This window comes from Metabacillus bambusae (assembly GCF_017497975.1).
GTDB lineage: Bacteria > Bacillota > Bacilli > Bacillales > Bacillaceae > Metabacillus > Metabacillus bambusae.
In genome coordinates, this window is record NZ_JAGDEL010000033.1 from 1 (window position 1) to 16,947 (window position 16,947).

General features: G+C 36.3%; 15 protein-coding genes. 7 read left to right on the forward strand and 8 right to left on the reverse strand.

The window, feature by feature from the left end; all coding sequences use genetic code 11:
• From I7822_RS26695 to I7822_RS26720, 6 genes are all read right to left on the reverse strand, one after another.
• Positions 1-199 (reverse strand): helix-turn-helix domain-containing protein (locus I7822_RS26695; protein WP_207982095.1); only part of this gene is annotated, 199 nt, incomplete at its 3' end.
• Between the two features lie 123 nt (positions 200-322).
• Positions 323-703 carry a hypothetical protein gene (locus I7822_RS26700; protein ID WP_207982096.1) on the reverse strand — a complete coding sequence of 127 codons (381 nt, stop codon included), beginning with the start codon at positions 701-703 and terminating at the stop codon, positions 323-325.
• A gap of 226 nt (positions 704-929) precedes the next feature.
• A complete protein-coding gene (locus I7822_RS26705) occupies positions 930-1,604 on the reverse strand; it encodes a YwrJ family protein (protein ID WP_207982097.1) in 675 nt (224 codons plus the stop codon).
• A gap of 16 nt (positions 1,605-1,620) precedes the next feature.
• Positions 1,621-2,982, reverse strand: a complete 1,362-nt coding sequence (locus tag I7822_RS26710; RefSeq protein WP_207982098.1) for an arsenic transporter — start codon at positions 2,980-2,982, stop codon at positions 1,621-1,623.
• Entirely contained in the window at positions 2,975-3,130 is a 156-nt protein-coding gene (locus tag I7822_RS26715; RefSeq protein WP_207982099.1) for a hypothetical protein, read from the reverse strand. Before I7822_RS26715 ends, I7822_RS26710 begins: the two co-directional genes overlap by 8 nt.
• A 112-nt stretch (positions 3,131-3,242) precedes the next feature.
• The gene (locus I7822_RS26720) at positions 3,243-4,295 is read right to left on the reverse strand and encodes a hypothetical protein (RefSeq protein ID WP_207982100.1); all 1,053 of its coding nucleotides are present in this window, start codon (positions 4,293-4,295) and stop codon (positions 3,243-3,245) included.
• A gap of 252 nt (positions 4,296-4,547) precedes the next feature.
• Here I7822_RS26720 and speE point away from each other — a divergent pair, with 252 nt between their 5' ends.
• Positions 4,548-5,435, forward strand: coding sequence for a polyamine aminopropyltransferase (gene speE / locus I7822_RS26725; RefSeq protein WP_207982101.1), 888 nt, complete (start codon positions 4,548-4,550; stop codon positions 5,433-5,435).
• Between the two features lie 206 nt (positions 5,436-5,641).
• Here speE and I7822_RS26730 read toward each other — a convergent pair whose 3' ends face one another.
• Positions 5,642-6,319: a hypothetical protein gene (locus I7822_RS26730; RefSeq protein ID WP_207982102.1), complete on the reverse strand. Its 678-nt coding sequence runs from the start codon at positions 6,317-6,319 to the stop codon at positions 5,642-5,644.
• Positions 6,320-6,658: 339 nt separating this feature from the next.
• Between I7822_RS26730 and I7822_RS26735 the strand changes: the two genes are divergently transcribed.
• The 6 genes from I7822_RS26735 to I7822_RS26760 are packed head-to-tail and all read left to right on the forward strand — an operon-like array spanning position 6,659 to position 15,575.
• Positions 6,659-9,265 carry a putative amidoligase domain-containing protein gene (locus I7822_RS26735; protein ID WP_243459704.1) on the forward strand — a complete coding sequence of 869 codons (2,607 nt, stop codon included), beginning with the start codon at positions 6,659-6,661 and terminating at the stop codon, positions 9,263-9,265.
• Positions 9,266-9,290: 25 nt separating this feature from the next.
• Complete coding sequence (locus tag I7822_RS26740) at positions 9,291-10,703, forward strand: Mur ligase family protein (RefSeq protein WP_207982104.1); 1,413 nt, start codon at positions 9,291-9,293, stop codon at positions 10,701-10,703.
• A 20-nt stretch (positions 10,704-10,723) separates the two neighbouring features.
• Positions 10,724-12,211 (forward strand): phosphoenolpyruvate mutase, encoded by a 1,488-nt coding sequence (gene aepX, locus I7822_RS26745; RefSeq protein ID WP_207982105.1) that lies wholly within the window; start codon positions 10,724-10,726, stop codon positions 12,209-12,211.
• A complete protein-coding gene (gene aepY, locus I7822_RS26750) occupies positions 12,208-13,341 on the forward strand; it encodes a phosphonopyruvate decarboxylase (RefSeq protein ID WP_243459700.1) in 1,134 nt (377 codons plus the stop codon). Before aepX ends, aepY begins: the two co-directional genes overlap by 4 nt.
• Positions 13,334-15,190, forward strand: a complete 1,857-nt coding sequence (locus I7822_RS26755) for a 2-aminoethylphosphonate aminotransferase (protein WP_207982106.1) — start codon at positions 13,334-13,336, stop codon at positions 15,188-15,190. The genes aepY and I7822_RS26755 overlap by 8 nt, the downstream gene beginning before the upstream one ends.
• Positions 15,177-15,575: an NUDIX hydrolase gene (locus I7822_RS26760; RefSeq protein WP_243459701.1), complete on the forward strand. Its 399-nt coding sequence runs from the start codon at positions 15,177-15,179 to the stop codon at positions 15,573-15,575. The genes I7822_RS26755 and I7822_RS26760 overlap by 14 nt, the downstream gene beginning before the upstream one ends.
• Before the next feature lie 138 nt (positions 15,576-15,713).
• Here I7822_RS26760 and I7822_RS26765 read toward each other — a convergent pair whose 3' ends face one another.
• The gene (locus I7822_RS26765; RefSeq protein ID WP_207982107.1) at positions 15,714-16,823 is read right to left on the reverse strand and encodes a GerAB/ArcD/ProY family transporter; all 1,110 of its coding nucleotides are present in this window, start codon (positions 16,821-16,823) and stop codon (positions 15,714-15,716) included.
• Between the last annotated feature and the right edge of the window lie 124 nt (positions 16,824-16,947).

The following is a 16,947-nucleotide window of genomic DNA, read 5'->3' on the forward strand; positions in this document are numbered from 1 at the left end:
CAGCTGCTTCTAAATAGGACGCTCCTGTATCGTTCATATAACTAATTACGTCCATTTTAAAGCGAATATCATAGTTTGTATACCTTGAAGTTAATCCTTCCGTACCTTGTTCTTTATACTGTGCTACCCAAGTTTTTAAAGCCGTCAAAGTAACTCCAAAGAGATTCGCTGTATCTTTAAAAGAGCTAGTACCCTTCATTTAGTGCTCTACTGATGAAATTTTTGTTTCAAGTGAATACTTTGTCATAAAAAAACTACACCTCCAAATGTTAGTTGTGTCTAACATTTGGGGTGCAGTTCAGTATGAGAACAGACTCTTTTATTAATATTTACTTTTATTTCGTACCATAGGTGAATCAGAGTATGTTTTAATTTCTTCACAAGATTTTAGCAGCTTATTAGTTACATGGTCTAAATTACTTAAAACATAGCAATATTCAAGATCAGAGAGGTCATCTTTTGTTAATCGAGCTAAGTGCAAAATGGCTCTAAAAAGGAGATTTAGGTCAGAACTGTGAATGTCAATTGTATCTCTAGTATACAAAAAGGTTTCTTGTGCAACAGATACTAACTGTAATAATCTTTCTTTTGCAGATTCATTTTCGAACATTTCGATCTGTAATAAGGGATCCTTCGTTATATTAGCAACCCTCATTCGTTTTTCCATGAATTCTATATCATTATTATTGATATTATTTAACATGCATATAGCTCCCTAAAGTTTTTACCTTTAATATGTACAAAATAATAAATAATTATTCAATTTGGACATTTGCTACCTTCATATGATGTCGTTAATCAAGAATTAGACCACTGCTCTAAACATATGGCAGAGGTCTAATTTTTTAAGGAATTCTGGCCTTGTCCATCCTTCTGCCACCCTAAATACCCCTAGTTGACATGTGTCGGGGTATTAATGGTGTTGAAAGTTAACCTTTGTTAGGAATGTGGACTGATTTCACATGTCGAGCATTTACATAAGTTACTTCTTCCCTAGCAGTCACCAATTCTAACATATTGTTTTGAAAGCTGCGGAGCTGCCCAATTTTCCGAACATTTTCACCTAAGTCGAAAATCACTATGTTACCAAACATTTTTTTTATTTGGGCATCAAGGGACCTTGCTAGGGAGAGAGTTGAAGGGTAGCTTGTAAATGTAGCCCTTTCTAATGCATAAGGGACTTGGTTGCTGCGATAAGGAATTAGCCATTTTAAATGCTGCAATGAAATATACATCGTATGAAAAACGGGTGAATAGAAAACAAAGTAATCATTCATGATATTCGTGACATACCCGTGAATTGCTTGATCATTCGCGACAACAATTTCAGAAAACATCCCTTTAGAATTATTTAAAATTTTTCTTACTGATAATGTATCTGATTCAGTTTCTAAAGGTAATTCTTCTGGAAACTCGATAGATTCATAATTTTCTTCATCTAAATATAAGAGGTGGATGTGAGCATTAGGAATATAAATAAAGTCTTTTCCATTGAATAGTACAATGAGATCTGTACCAGTATCTACTAGTAATCCTCTTGTATGGATTTGTCCTGGAATTTCCACGCAGATTTTTTTGCCAATGAATACCTTGAAATTGTTCATAAAACCTCCTCCTTTTCTAAAAATATAGCCATTCTGACCAGAGATATAAAGCAAGTAATGAAATGATTAATCCAATTGGGATAACAAGGATTGTCACCTTAACATATTGTCCCCACGAGATGTGAATCTTGTTTTTACGCAAAATAAACATCCATATAAGTGTTGCTAATGTCCCCATTGGAGAGATAAGTGCTCCTATATCACTACCGATAATATTAGCTAAATAGGCAAGCTGTAAGGTGTGTGTATCTAAACCCATTTCAACAAATGATAACGTGCCGATCATGACAGCAGGTAAGTTATTAAAAAGATTTGAAAGGACTGTAAGTAATACTCCAGAGATCATAATAGTGTTAAATCGATTTGTGATCATATAATCTTTTAACGAATCAACAATTAATGTAGTTGCTCCAACGTTATGGAGACCATACACTAGAACGTACATACTAAACGCAAATAATAATACATGCCATGGTGTTTTTGTCAAAATATCCTTGCCGCCTATTCCTTGCCTTTGCCAGCGGATATAGATTAGTAACAAAGCACCAACGATGGCTATTATCTCAAGTGGTACACCGAACGGAGTAAGCGCAAAAAACCCTCCTCTAATTAATACGACTACGATGATACAGATACGAAATGTCGACCAGTCTATGTCAAGTAAGGGATTACCCTTATCAGCTAATGGATGTTCAAGAAGAATGATATTTTGGGAGTGAATCCCAGAGGGAAGGGTATGTGAAAGGATTTTCTTTGGTATATCCTTTCTGTAATACAGATAAAGTAAAAGTGAGATTGCCAAAATACCTATCATAGAGGGGACAAACATCATAGCAACATAGCTGTTTAAATCAAGGCCAACAATTTTAAGGGCAATTAAATTTGCAATATTACTTACTGCAATAGGTGCACTTGATGCCGTTGCAATTAATGCACCAGATAGTAGATATGGAATTTGTTGTTGTGGCTTTAACCTTAAAAGTGTGACAATTCGTATAATAATGGGGGTTGTAATTAAGATGCTTCCATCATTATTAAAAAATAAAGTAGTTAAATAACATAAGGTTAAGATATAAATGTATAGAATGATCCCTGAGCCACGTGATTTTTTAACTAGATTGTGAGCAACCCATTTGAAAAATCCAACGCTTTCTAAAACAATTGACATGACAATTGTAGATATTATAGTAATAGATGCTCCGCTAACAATATTAAAAATTTCTTTTACATCAGAATGAGGAACAATCCCAACTAACAGGACGATAAAAGCACTAATCGAAGTTGGAACTGTTTCACTAATTCCTCGGGGTTTCCACACAATAAAAGAGACTGTTAATACAAAGAGCATCAACATAAACATAGCTTGAAAATCAAACATGCTGTTTCGCTCCTTTTGTTAAGGGGGAATCATTACCTTTTATATCTAATTTTTGATTTCTAACCATCGTTTCTTTTTCTTGTCTAGGTGGACATAAAATCGAGTAGAATAGAGAACCAGCTAGAATAAAAAAGAGTGTTATCAACATTTCATCACCCTCTTCCATTTCTATTTAGAAAGCCGCACAGACAATTTTTTGTACGGCTATGAATACCAGTGACCTTCAAAAATAACAAAAAAATGCATAATGATACGCCCTGTTATTTACTACGGTTTTTTGCCTTGTTTAATGCTTCTTCAAGGTTCGCAGCAACTTGAGACATCAGCATATCGTAAATGACCTTTTTCTTATTAGACTTATCTTCGTTACTATTGCTATCGTTTGTGGTCATTTGGACAGATTTACTATCGTCCGTTTGTTTCGCTTCTTTTTCACTCTTTTTGGCTGAATTTTTGCTGCTTGATTTGTTAGAGCTTTCTTCTTTGGTATTTTGTTTTGCTTCTTGTTTACTCGTTTGCTCAGTGTTTTGATCATTTTCTTGGTTCTTATCTTTTTCATTCGTTGATTCTTCATTCTGATTATTTTGATTGTCCTGGTTATCCTCATTGTTCTCGTTATTTTCGCCTTCCTGTTGTTTCTTTTGATCATGTTTTGATCCATGGCTTATGTTGCGAATGTGGTAATTTGTGATACGAAAAACTTTTTCATGATGAATGACTGTAACATAATCACTTGTTATATCCGCTAATACACCTTCAACACTTTCTGGTCCGCCACGGTTAATGGTTACCCAGCTGTGTTGGAATCCTTCTAACAATTCAGAAAAGACCTTTGCTGTTACTTTAGGTATACTTTGCTTTGAATTATCTTTAGATGGACCATGATCAACACTAATACTCTTAATATGGTGGATTTGATAAAAGACAACACCATCTTTTTCTGTTTGTAATGCTAAAAAGTCATCGTTTACATCTAATAACGTACCTTTTAGACTTTCAGGACCACCTCGATCAATTTGAACATTTTGGGACTTTAATTGACCTAACATGTCTTTAAAAGATTCAGATTTAAGAACTTCAGGTTTCGTGTCCGCTTCTGTTGTAGATTGAAAGTTCGCTTTCGTATCTTCTACAACACTCTTTAGATGCATTGTTTGATAATAGACAACTTCGTTTTTGTCAGTTAAAAGCGCAATATAATCAGATTTCACATGAAGCAATAGACCTTCTCTTGATTCAGGTCCCCCTTTATATGTGCGAACTTTTCGACCTATTAATGATAATAAATATGACAAATTATTTTCATTACTCATAGATTTTTCCTCCCTATCATTTTCACTATAATTATGTTTGTAATGTAAGTATATGTGGTGGGGGTCTCTTTGGTATTAAACTAGTACCCTATTCCACAAAAATCCATAAACGACTCAAGGACAGATTACCTATTCTCCATTATTTAGTGAAAAATTTAGGCTATCAGTCTAATTATCTTTTTTTGTGCTATATGTGGATATCAAGTATAGATAAGGTCTCATAATTTAATAAGAAAAGAGAATCAAAGGGGGGTGGTAGCTACGTTTGAGGAACATGCATTAAAAGAATACAAGTGGGAAGATGAAGAACTATGGATCTCAAATTATGTGGCAAGGGCAAGAATAAAAACAGAATACAAAGTAAACGCATTACTGCATCATGAAGTATCTCCATTCCAAGAAATTAGTATTGCCGATACAAAGGGCTTTGGGAGAATGCTAGTTTTAGATGGGGTACCACAAGTTTCATCTGGAGAGGGTTTTATTTATAATGAAATGATTAGCCATATCCCAATCATTACTCATCCAGATCCGAAGGTAGTTGGGATGATAGGAGGAGGGGACTGTGGTCCAGCTCGTGAGGCAATGAAGTATTCAGGAATTGAAAAGATCAATGTAGTTGAAATTGATCAGCAAGTGACAGATGTATGTAGAACATGGTTAACGTCATCATCCCATTATGATAGTGATAAGCGCTTCAGTATGATCCACAAGGATGGAGTAGATTGGATACAAGAAAACAAAGGTAACTATGATGTTTTAATGATTGATCGGTCAGATCCTGTAGGTCCATCAGTAAAATTGTTTGACCAAGGATTTTACAAGGATGTATTTGAGTGCCTTACTGATGATGGTGTTGCAGTATTTCAGTCTGGATCTCCTTTTTATAACACCTCCACTCTACGAAAAACATACCATTCATTATGTGAACTTTTCCCAATTGTTCGGACCTATTTGGTGACAATTCCCCTATTCCCATGTGGATTATGGAGTTTTACGATTGCATCAAAAAAATTCGATCCTTTAGAGGCTGATTTAACAAGACTAAAAGCTGAGGACACAAAATATATTAACTCTGAGATTTTTCTTGCCTCATTTGTTTTACCTAATTATGTGAAGGTGTTATTAAAATCAAATTAGGGGAAAATTTTATGATTTAAAGAGAGGGAATCTAAGAAAAGTAGTAGGTAGCCATTAGGCTACTTATTTTTTTACTTTAATCCATATAAAAACAAAAGGAATCCCACCTGTGAAAGGTTTTATAACGATTATGAGCAAAAATTCCGCCATTGGTCAAGGAATTCACAATGATTATACAAGACACTTTTCATTCAACAATAGATTCCTTACTTATTCACACATGTAGTCTGGAAATCGATCATCATTTCTGAAAAGATATCGATTAATTGAGGTCGGTACTCTTTCCGCATTGTTCGTGATAGTTCAATTTGAAAGGTGTGAAAGTGGGAACCAAATCCTTGATAACGATTTCCATCTCCAAGTCTATGATAGGTAATAGACTCATGCCCAACAAATTTTTGATCAAAGATAAGGTTGATGTTAGGTAACAATTGTTTTGCTTTTTTCGTAAGTGTTTCTTCAAACCATTTTTTTATTTCTACCGAACAGGAGCGTCCGCGAACAGTTCCAATTTCCACACCGTATGGACCATAATGATCATCCTTCATCCCATGAAATGATACATGTAGGAATGGATGTGTGAGCTGTTGTTGATCATAATCGACAATGTTTAGAAATTCCAATATATCTTTTAGTGCATGCCTATATTCTTTTATTGCTAAATCATTATCACCATTTGGACTCCGATTCAAATCTGCTAGCTTTCTCGAAACGGTACTAATAATCCCAGGACACCCTGTTCTTTCCATAATGCCTTCAACAATGTTGTCGGTAAATACATCTGCAGCTGGTGGTGTGGCATGTAAGGCATCGGAAAGACAACAAATATACCCATTCCCTTTGTTATATTTTACATAGTTTTTTTGAATATATTTCAATGGCATGATGAATGCTCCTTACGTATTAAAGTCTATATTCCTCCTATCCTCCTATACTAACAAATGCAAAAATGTTGAAAAATGTGAACTATAACAAACGATTTTAAAGTAATTATTGTTGCCAATCTAAAAGAGTGAGCATTTAGCTTAAATGGGCGATAGCTCTAGGGTAAACATACTGGAAAATTATTAGGAGTGTCATAGTATATAAAAACTACTTTTGTCTAGTATGAGCGGAAACAAATTTCTTTTTTAAAACAGAGTGTAAAGGTCTGTAGAGCGTACTGGAACGATAATAGAAGTTTCCTAGATTTTTTAGTATTGGAGGTTTTTTGTGTGGATTTGATGAAGGAGAGATTCTGGATCGAATCTGATAAGGAATTAATGCTACAAATCCTTAATTTAAACAATGTTCCATCCATTGAATTAGTTGATCCAAAAACGTGTATGTATCCGATCATTGGTCGAAAGTATGGTAAACATGGTGGTAAGGACGTTTCAATGATTCATACAATGGAACAAGCGATAGATGAAGGCTATGACTTTTATACGAAATTATATTCCATTGAAACAGAATACTACTTGGAGGTTGAGGGCCTTTCCATAAAAGGGGTGGCACTCGCTTTTGTCCAACAGGCGATCTTCAATGAAATTCCGATTCGAACATCATCTTTTGGCTGGGAGTGGAGAGCGGTTGACGAAAGCTCAATCCCAATTGAATGGAAGACAATGGCGATTCGGGCACTCTATGTGACAGGATTAACACATGGCTTTGTGAAGATAGGTGTGCTACCAAATGAATCAGTCGTTGTCCTAGATATTAATCCCTCAAATAAGACGTTTTTAGAGGAAATTGTCGAACCAAAGCTCCCTTTTTCAATTGGAGCGGACATTGAATTTATGCTGAGCTGTGATCATGAATTATTACCTGCATCAACATTCTTTCCTGTAGAAGGGGATGTTGGCTGTGATGAAAGACAGATTGAAAAAGATAGTGGGGAATATGCCTTAGTAGAAATAAGGCCAGAGAAGGGAGAGTCCCCGCAGGAATTATTCATTCATGTTAATGATCTAGTAGAAAAAGCATCGCAAATGGCCCCCTATGAAAATATTGAATTCCATGCAGGAAGTATGCCTTTTAGAGGCTATCAATGTGGGGGGCACATCCATTTTGGCATTCCAGCATCCTTATCATTATTACGAGCGCTTGATCACTATCTTGCTGTACCATTCGCGTTGATAGAGGAGCCAAGGACAGCGAAACTAAGAAGAAGAACGAATCACGGAGGATTAGGTCGTTTCCGTAAAAAAACATATGGATTTGAATATATTTCCTTAAGTTCTTGGCTTATGGAACCTAAGCTTACGAAATCGATTTTATGTCTTGCTTATTTAGTAGCTGCCCATCATCATGAGCTGCAAAATGAGTTCTTATTTAATCCAACAATTCAAAGAGCGTATTACCATGCTAACCTCCCTATACTCAAAAAACTTTGGCCAGACATAAAAACAACTCTAATGAACACTTCAAGTTATTCAAAATTTGAAAGTGAATTAGTCTACCTTTTTGAGGTTATTGAAAATGGAAGCAGCTTTCATGAGGCATCTGACATGCGTCAAAACTGGGAGCTGACAATTCTGAATCAAACATATGATACAGGTCTTATCATTCAAATTCCGAAAAAAATCAGACAAAAATATAACCTAAAAGAAGGAGATTCAACCTTTGTTTGCGCAGGGAAAAATATGTCGCCGGCAACCATTCATGCCTACCCTTTTTCATTCCGCAATTCAAATATGATCCAGCTTTCAAAATCATTGCGCTCAAAATTAACTCTTCCAAAAGACTGGAATCCTAAACTAGTATCTTCTGGTGGCGTCATTACACTGGGGCCAATTATTGGGATATTAGCTGCACGACCTTTTGATCGGCAAACTACGTACTTTCAACATTTATTTAGACTTGCCAAAGAAAAGCAAATGTTTGTCTATGTATTCGAACCTAAGGATATCAATTGGGATCAACAGGTTATTAAAGGAACAACACTTGATGGTGAAGGGATTTTTCCTTTCCCAGCAGTAATTTATGATCGATTTTTATTTCGTGGAAAAACAAATATTACCTATGATATCGATGAAGTTAGAGTGAAGCTGCAAACACTTTATAAAATCCCGTTTCTCAACCCACCAGCATTATTTCAACTGACAGGTAACAAGTGGGAAACACATCATCTTTTATTGGATAAACATGAAGAATATTTACCAGAAACACGTCTAATTGAACATTCAACAGATTTAATAGAAATGCTTGATCGCTATGGAGAAGTGTATATAAAACCGGTGTTAGGTGGCTCAATGAGTAAAGGGGTCATTCGGATTATTCGGCGCCCAACTGAAATATTGATGTTTCATTTGAACACGAAAACACTGCAACAATTTAGTCGGGAAGATGAGTTGTTTGAAGTTATATCTCCACTTATTGACCGAACTCCATATCTGATACAGGAAGGAATTCGTCGGAAAAAGTACAACGGTAAAAATTTGGAGATCCGTGTGTATATGCAAAAAAATGAAAAACATACTTGGTTTCGAACAGGGATGGTTACCCGACTCACAAGTGAAGAAGTGTTGACAGAGGATTTAGAACTGAACTTGCGGTTGAGCAAAGTGATGAATAGCTTGTATCTAGATCCAAGCGAACGGCGCTATATAACAAATCAATTAGGTAAGGTGGCCAAAAAGATTGTCACAACTGTGGAACAGGAAATCGGAAGCTTCGGAGAGCTAGCAGTAGATTTATGTATTGATCAATATGATTCAATTAAGCTCCTTGAAATCAACGCTAAGCCAGACAACTTATTCTCACAAATTAGAGCTTATAAACTGCGCTCTCTTGCTGGCATTCGTTTGCTTAATTATGCAGCTTCACTTGCTGGCTACGGGGATCAATAAAATTCAAAGTGAGGAGTGATCGACGGTGATTCATTTACCTTTAAGTACGATTCTGTTACAAATCGGTGATGTTGACATCCTACATGGATATGGGAATCCAATGATCCACTATGTTATGAATGTGTCAAAAAGGGAAATTGATGACAACACATTAGTATTTCATATGGATCATGAAAAAATAAACGGTAAGTATTGGAAGAATAACGAATCAATCGTTATTGTGACAGATCGACCAGATTTATGCACCGACCTTGGTGATTCCATCTTTTTAATCAAGACGGAAGATTTAGATGAAGCCTATTGGAAATTTGTTACCTATTATCGTGGGCTTTTTGATATCCCTGTCATCGGTGTAACAGGTACATGTGGAAAAACCACAACAAAAGAAATGATTCGGCAAATTCTAAAAAATGATTTCAACGTAAAAGCAACCTGGATGAGTATGAATTCTATGTCTGTTAATCTCCGTTATTTAATGAAATTAGAAAAAGAAACAGAGATTGCAGTTTATGAAATGCCTGTCGCATATCCAGGTTATTTAAAGATCGCCTGTACGTATTTTCAACCACAAATTAGAATTTTACTAAATATTGGTGTGCATCATCTTGCTGACTGTGAAACACCTGAAGAATATATGAAGGCAAAGGCTGAAATCGTTGATGGTTTAGACCCTGATCATGGGGTACTCATCTTAAATGCTGATGATGAAAATATCAAGAGAGTAGTGAATATTAACCATTTAAAGAGAGTTGTTTATTTTGGAAAGAGTGAGCATTCAGACTTTCGAGCAACAAATATTCAATATGCTAACGAAGGTATGATGTTTACATTAATATACCTAGAAAATGAGTATGATGTCTTCGTACCAGGTTATGGAGAGCACAATATTTATAATGCTCTGGCATCGATTGCAGCTGTTTCACATGCTGGTGTTACGATTGAACGGGCAATTGAATTGTTGGCAAGCTTTGAACAGGTAAAGGAGCATTTAGAATTTAAAGCTGGACTTGGTGGCTGTACAGTGATTGACGATACATGGAACTCTGCACCTCTCTCAATGGCAACAGGGCTGCAAGTGTTAAGTGATGTATCAAAAGACAAGAAGTCAATTGCCCTTTTAGGCTATATGCCACAGCTTGGAAAAGGGCCATATGCAGTTGAACAGTATGAAGAAATGGGGAAAAAAGCCGTAGAAGCTAATATTGACATGCTTGTCGTGGTAGGGGAAAAAGCGAAGGATATAGGCCTTGGAGCGATAAAGCATGGGATGGATCCAAACAAGATTCACTACTGTGAAACAGGTTATGAGGTGTTTGACCTTATAGAGCCACATTTATCAGTCGACACAAATATTCTTTTAAAAATTACTTATCGGGTGATGAAGAGAGAAAGCTTTAAAAAACTTAGAAAAAACCTCATTCAACATGAAGATGAGTAAAAAGGCAAGGGAGAATGGCGATGAAGAAAACAACTCAACTTAAAAAGTTAATAACGAGTAACCAGCTTGAATCCATTATGGAGGCTCATAATGCCTTGTCTGCGAAAATCGTGGAGGAAACTGGTTTTAAAGGAATATGGGCAAGTGGTTTGTCAATGTCTGCGGCATTAGGTGTTCGTGATAATAATGAGGCTTCCTGGACGCAAGTTTTAGATGTGTTGGAATTTATGAGTGATGTGACAACCATTCCGATTCTACTTGATGGTGACACAGGTTATGGGAATTTTAACAATGCAAGAAGATTAGTGAAAAAACTGGAGCAACGAGACATTGGCGGTGTTTGTATTGAGGATAAGCTTTTTCCGAAGACAAATTCATTTATTAGAGGTGAGGCTCAACCACTCGCTGATATCGATGAGTTTTGCGGGAAAATCAAAGCGATGAAGGATACGCAAAAGGATGAAGATTTTGTTGTTGTCTCAAGAGTTGAAGCATTTATTGCTGGCTGGGGATTAAAAGAAGCATTAAAGCGTGCCGAAGCCTATCGTCTAGCTGGGGCAGACGCAATTCTCATGCATAGTAAAAGATCGGATATACAAGATATTGAAGCATTTATGAAGGAATGGGGTAATCGACATCCTGTTATCATTGTTCCGACGAAATATTATACAACTCCTACAGACCTATTTCGAGAATTGGGTGTCAGTTTGACGATCTGGGCTAATCACAATCTACGTGCTTCCATTAAGTCTATGCAAGAAACCTCAAGTCGAATTTTTCATGATGAAAGCTTGTTACATGTCGAAAAGGCAGTTGCTCCACTAAACGAAGTGTTCCGATTACAAGGCGAAGAAGAGCTTGCAGCTGCTGAGAAAAAGTATCTCTCCTCTTCACAGAAAAATGCGAATGCGATGATTCTTTCCAGACAATCCCATGCAGATCACATTGTAACAGAGCAAATAGATCACCTTAAAGAGTGTGGTGTGAAAGACATCGTAACAATTGAAGGAGATACTGGAGAATTACTATCGCTTTATAACGCCATGAATCATATCGGTGAGAATACGATCATTAGCTTCAATGATATCATCTACAAATCTTATATTCTCCAAGAGCTAATCGAAATGGATAACGAGATTACGATTGTTGTAGACGCTGACTTTGAAACAACTGGTGAAAAGCGGAATCTTGTTTCTGCCTCACAACCTTATTCAAAGTATTTGTACGGTAAAACAGTAGACTTAGTAGCGATGGCAAATAAGGAAGGTATGGGTAATATTCATGGTGAGTTTATCGGCTTATGGAAGGTAACCGATAAAGGAGCAGATGTCATTAAGGCAGCATTAGAAGATCTTATAAAAGAGGAAAATAGTAATGACCTAACGATAGGTGATTTGTTAAATCATGTTTTAACTTTACATCCGATTGCAGTAAATTATATTAAAGGATCTTGGCTAGATTTGGAGGCTTATGAAAAGAACCAAAAAGCAGGTGATCAAGAATCATGAACACCGCACAGTTCGGCTCTTTGTTAAAAGAGTTAGGTTTTGATTTTTATAGCGGGGTACCTTGCTCATATTTAAAGAGTCTCATAAACTTCGCGATTAATGAATGTGAATTCGTCATGTCTAACAATGAAGGAGACGCTGTAGCAATTGCTGCTGGAGCATCAATTGGTGGGAAAAAGTCTGTTGTCCTTATGCAGAATTCGGGATTAACCAATGCAGTTTCACCGTTAACATCTCTCATTCATCCCTTTCGAATTCCAATCCTAGGTTTCGTGAGCCTCAGGGGAGAACCAGGATTCCCTGATGAACCACAGCATGAATTAATGGGCCAGATTACACCGGAAATGCTAAATTTAATGCAAATAAAATGGGATTATTTATCCTCAGACCTTGATGAAGCAAAACAACAGCTTCAGAGGGCAAATCAATGTATAGAACAAAATCAACCTTATTTTTTCATTGTGAAAAAAGGAACACTCGCACAAGTTACCCTTCAGGATAAACAGCTGAATGAACAAAAGACAATACCAACAATTAAACGCGAAAAAGTGTTTGATGATGAAAAACCATCGAGATACGAAGCATTGCAAGTCATATCAGCCTTGAGGGATGACAACACTGTTCACTTGGCAACAACTGGAAAATTAGGTAGAGAATTGTATGATGTAGAAGATGCACCAAATAATTTTTACATGGTAGGGTCTATGGGCTGTATTAGTTCAATCGGTTTAGGCTTAGCTTTAGTAAGAAGAGAAAAGGCAATTATTGCCTTGGATGGTGATGGAGCACTCCTTATGCGGATGGGCAATTTAGCAACAAATGGCTACTATTCTCCAGCTAATCTTCTTCATATTCTTCTCGATAACCATATACATGACTCAACTGGAGGACAATTCACTGTATCACCAAATGTTCATTTTGTTGATACAGCTGCAGCTTGTGGATATGAACAGTCAATCTATGTTCATACACTCGAAGAATTAACGGAGTATATCAAGGCGTGGAAACAACATCAAAAATTGACCTTTTTATATATGAAAATTGCAGAAGGCTCTAAATCCGGCCTTGGACGTCCAACGATCAAGCCATTCGAAGTCAAAGAGCGATTGCAGGTGTTTTTAGATGATTGAAACAGCCGTTATTTTAGCAGCAGGGATGGGGAGTCGAATTCGTGAACGAACGGGATACAATCCAAAGGGATTTTTACTACTCGATGGAAAACCTTTAATTGAACATTCGATTTCAAAAATGTTAGCTGCTGGGATTAAGAAAATTTTCATAGGTACAGGTTTTATGAACGAAGCATATGAAGAGCTTGCGAAAAAATACGAGCAAATACAATGTGTATACAATCCAGACTTTGAAACCACAGGAAGCATGTATACGCTATATAGGTTGAAGGATGTTATAAACGAAGACTTTTTATTAGTTGAATCAGATTTAATCTATGAAAGGTCTGCATTAACTATTTTAATGAATCATGCTAAAAAGGATGTCATATTAGCAAGTAAGTTAACGGACTCAGGTGATGAGGTTCTAATTGAAATAGATGAAAAACACCATCTTGTCAACATGTCGAAAGCGAAAGCGGATTTAATGAACATATCTGGAGAGCTAGTTGGAATAACGAAGCTCTCTTATCCAACCTTTCAAAAAATATGCAGCCATTTAGAGCTACTTCCTAATTTTCACAGGATGGATTATGAAAATGGAATTGTTGCAATTGTAGATCAGATTCCTTTTTATGTTCATCAAGAAAACGATGTCGTTTGGTGTGAGGTTGATGACGAGGGCCATTGGACGAGAGCCGTTCAGTTTATCTATCCACTAATAAAGGCAAGGGAAAATGTTCCGAAATCAATTAACCGAACGGTCTTATTAAATCCTGGACCGGCAACAACAACAGATACTGTGAAATATGCTCAGGTTGTAGAGGATATTTGTCCGAGAGAAGAAGAATTCGGAAGTGTTATGGAATTTATCTCAAATGAATTAACAAGGTTCGTTGGGAATCTGGAGGAATATACAACAGTTCTATTTGGTGGATCTGGTACAGCAGCAGTTGAATCCATCCTGAGCTCAGTAATTGATGATCATGCTGTTTTGATTATTAATAATGGGGCATATGGTAAGCGCATGTGTAAAATTGCTGATGTATATGGACTTGAATTTTTTGAATATACAAGTCCTGTTGATGAAGCAATTGATCTACCTTCTCTTGAACGATTTATTAAGAATGTCCCAACAAAGCTTTCACATCTTGCCGTTGTCCATTGCGAAACATCAACAGGTCTATTAAATAATCTTGAAGCTGTTGGAGGGCTGTGCAAAAAATATAATTTATCGATGATCGTTGATGCAATGAGTTCCTTTGCAGCCATTCCTATCGATATGAACAAAATGAATATAAGCTATCTTGCTGCAAGTTCAAATAAAAATCTTCAAGGTATGGCAGGTGTTTCATTTGTCATTGCTGAAAAAGCGCAATTAGAAAAAACAAAGCAATATAAACAGCGTAATGTGTATCTAAATTTATTTGCGCAATATCACTATTTTAAACAAACAAATCAAATGCAATTTACCCCTCCTGTACAAACTCTTTATGCCTTAAAGCAAGCGATCCTTGAAACAAAATGGGAAGGAATACAGACGCGCTATAAAAGATATACAAAATCATGGGAAACGTTAATAGAAGGGGTTTGTCGACTAGGATTGAATTATCTTGTTCATAAAAATAGCCATTCTAAAATCATCACATCGATTATCGAACCTTCCCAGCCAAACTATGATTTTAATAAAATGCATGATTATTTTTACAGAAATGGTTTTACGATTTATCCTGGAAAAGTGAACACGCTACAAACCTTCCGAATTGCGAATATAGGCGACATTTCATATCTGGACATTGAGAGGTTTATCATTCTACTTGAACGATATCTGGAATGGCTGATGGAGGGGGATGAATATGAAACGATATAAAGTAGCTGTTGCTGTCATGGTAATAAATGCTGAAGATGAATTTCTACTCGTTAAAAGTAGGAGAGGCTGGGAATTTCCAGGTGGTTTTATAGAAGATGAAGAAGCAATCAAAGATGCTGCAATAAGAGAGGTTAAGGAAGAGTCAGGAATCAACATCGAACTGATGAGGTTTTTAGGATTAGAGCAGGATGTAGAAAGATCAACATGTGTTTTTTTGTTTAAAGGAAGACCAGTTAGCGGAAAGCTTACAAGCTCTTACGAAACAGAGGATGTTGGCTACTATCCTCTTGATGAAGCAATGAATATGATCTCAATCGAGCATTTCAAAGAACGAATCATACGGTGTTTAAATGACGAAGAAATCCCATCAATTATTACACGTTAGAGCAAAGTAAGACCATTATTGTGGGGTCTGTTATTGTTTTGTGTATGTTACAGCCAGTGTTAATATAAGCTTTGACATAAAGTTTAGATGAGGTGGGCTAAAAACACCGTCCGATATTTTGAACGGTGTTTTGTATCGTCAAGATTGACTTTTCGTAGAGCTAAATTTTTTGCGAATAAATGCGATGATAAGCAATAAAATCGGGAATATAATTTGCAAAGGTACATGTGCATATAAGGTGAAATAGTCCAATCCAAATTCATTATATGCGACCTGATTTGGATGAGATACGATTGCAAATGGGATGATAATGGTTCCTAATCCAAGGAATACAGATTTAGTCTGTTTTAGTTTAAATAGGTGCGCGATCCCAATAGCAGCACCAAATGTCCAGCCCCCGACCTTAAAAAACACCCCTGCTACCATCATTAAAATAATTAAAGCATCAAATCGTTCAAGAAAATCAGCGATCGATACCATTCGAGTTGCCGAAAGAAGAGGGAAGAAATCATGGCTATAAATTTCTGGGCCTAAAACTGAAATGGTCATGATTAAATTTAGTGTCATCAAAACACCTGTAGTTAGAACAATTGCCATTCCAAGCTTTGTTACATTCTTTTTATTGTTTAAAAATGGAAAAAACATCAAAATAATGATCGACTCTCCAAAAGGAAAGGTTAATACGGTTGGGAATACCTCTTTTATTATCGGGGTCAGTCCATTTCCTAAAATAGGTGTCAAATTATTAATAGTGAATTCTTTTACACTTAATAATAGAATCCAAATGACAAACATGGAAAGGACGTAAATCGGAAACACAGCTTCTCCCATTCTCCCGAAGGTCTCAACTCCACCTCTTAGACAATAAATCATTAATCCCATAAAGCTTCCAATGACAATGACCATTGGAGTATCAACTAAGATCGTTGCGGCGATAAGTTCTGCAAAATCCCGACAAGCTCTTGAAGCTAGATACGTAAAGTAGATGATGTAAGTTAAAATAAACGGAAAGGTAATGTATTTACCGATTATTTTAGGGAGCATTTGAAGCAATGTATCCTCTGGGTAATAGGATGCTAATTTTGTATAGACAAACATTAAGATTAAACCACCAAGCATCGCAGTCAAAATAACAAGCCAAGCATCCTGCTTTGCCCCGCCACCTAATCCGTAAACCAAGGTATTTCCTACTTGAAATCCAACTATGACATAAAATAGTTGAAGAGCATTTATTTTTGTTTGTCCCATTTGATCACCCTAATAAAGAAAAGTGAATGATAAAAATTCACATCCGGATTCATTTTTTAGGAAACTGTAAATTATTGTAATGTGAATAGATTCGACATCCAGTAAACTGTTAAGCTCTGACAGC

Coding starts and splice junctions, on each gene's coding strand:
- I7822_RS26700 (WP_207982096.1), bottom strand. CDS start 703: ATGTTAAATAATATCAATAATAATGATATAGAATTCATGGAAAAACGA.
- I7822_RS26705 (WP_207982097.1), bottom strand. CDS start 1,604: ATGAACAATTTCAAGGTATTCATTGGCAAAAAAATCTGCGTGGAAATT.
- I7822_RS26710 (WP_207982098.1), bottom strand. CDS start 2,982: ATGTTTGATTTTCAAGCTATGTTTATGTTGATGCTCTTTGTATTAACA.
- I7822_RS26715 (WP_207982099.1), bottom strand. CDS start 3,130: ATGTTGATAACACTCTTTTTTATTCTAGCTGGTTCTCTATTCTACTCG.
- I7822_RS26720 (WP_207982100.1), bottom strand. CDS start 4,295: ATGAGTAATGAAAATAATTTGTCATATTTATTATCATTAATAGGTCGA.
- I7822_RS26730 (WP_207982102.1), bottom strand. CDS start 6,319: ATGCCATTGAAATATATTCAAAAAAACTATGTAAAATATAACAAAGGG.
- I7822_RS26735 (WP_243459704.1), top strand. CDS start 6,659: ATGAAGGAGAGATTCTGGATCGAATCTGATAAGGAATTAATGCTACAA.
- aepX (WP_207982105.1), top strand. CDS start 10,724: ATGAAGAAAACAACTCAACTTAAAAAGTTAATAACGAGTAACCAGCTT.
- aepY (WP_243459700.1), top strand. CDS start 12,208: ATGAACACCGCACAGTTCGGCTCTTTGTTAAAAGAGTTAGGTTTTGAT.
- I7822_RS26755 (WP_207982106.1), top strand. CDS start 13,334: ATGATTGAAACAGCCGTTATTTTAGCAGCAGGGATGGGGAGTCGAATT.
- I7822_RS26760 (WP_243459701.1), top strand. CDS start 15,177: ATGAAACGATATAAAGTAGCTGTTGCTGTCATGGTAATAAATGCTGAA.
- I7822_RS26765 (WP_207982107.1), bottom strand. CDS start 16,823: ATGGGACAAACAAAAATAAATGCTCTTCAACTATTTTATGTCATAGTT.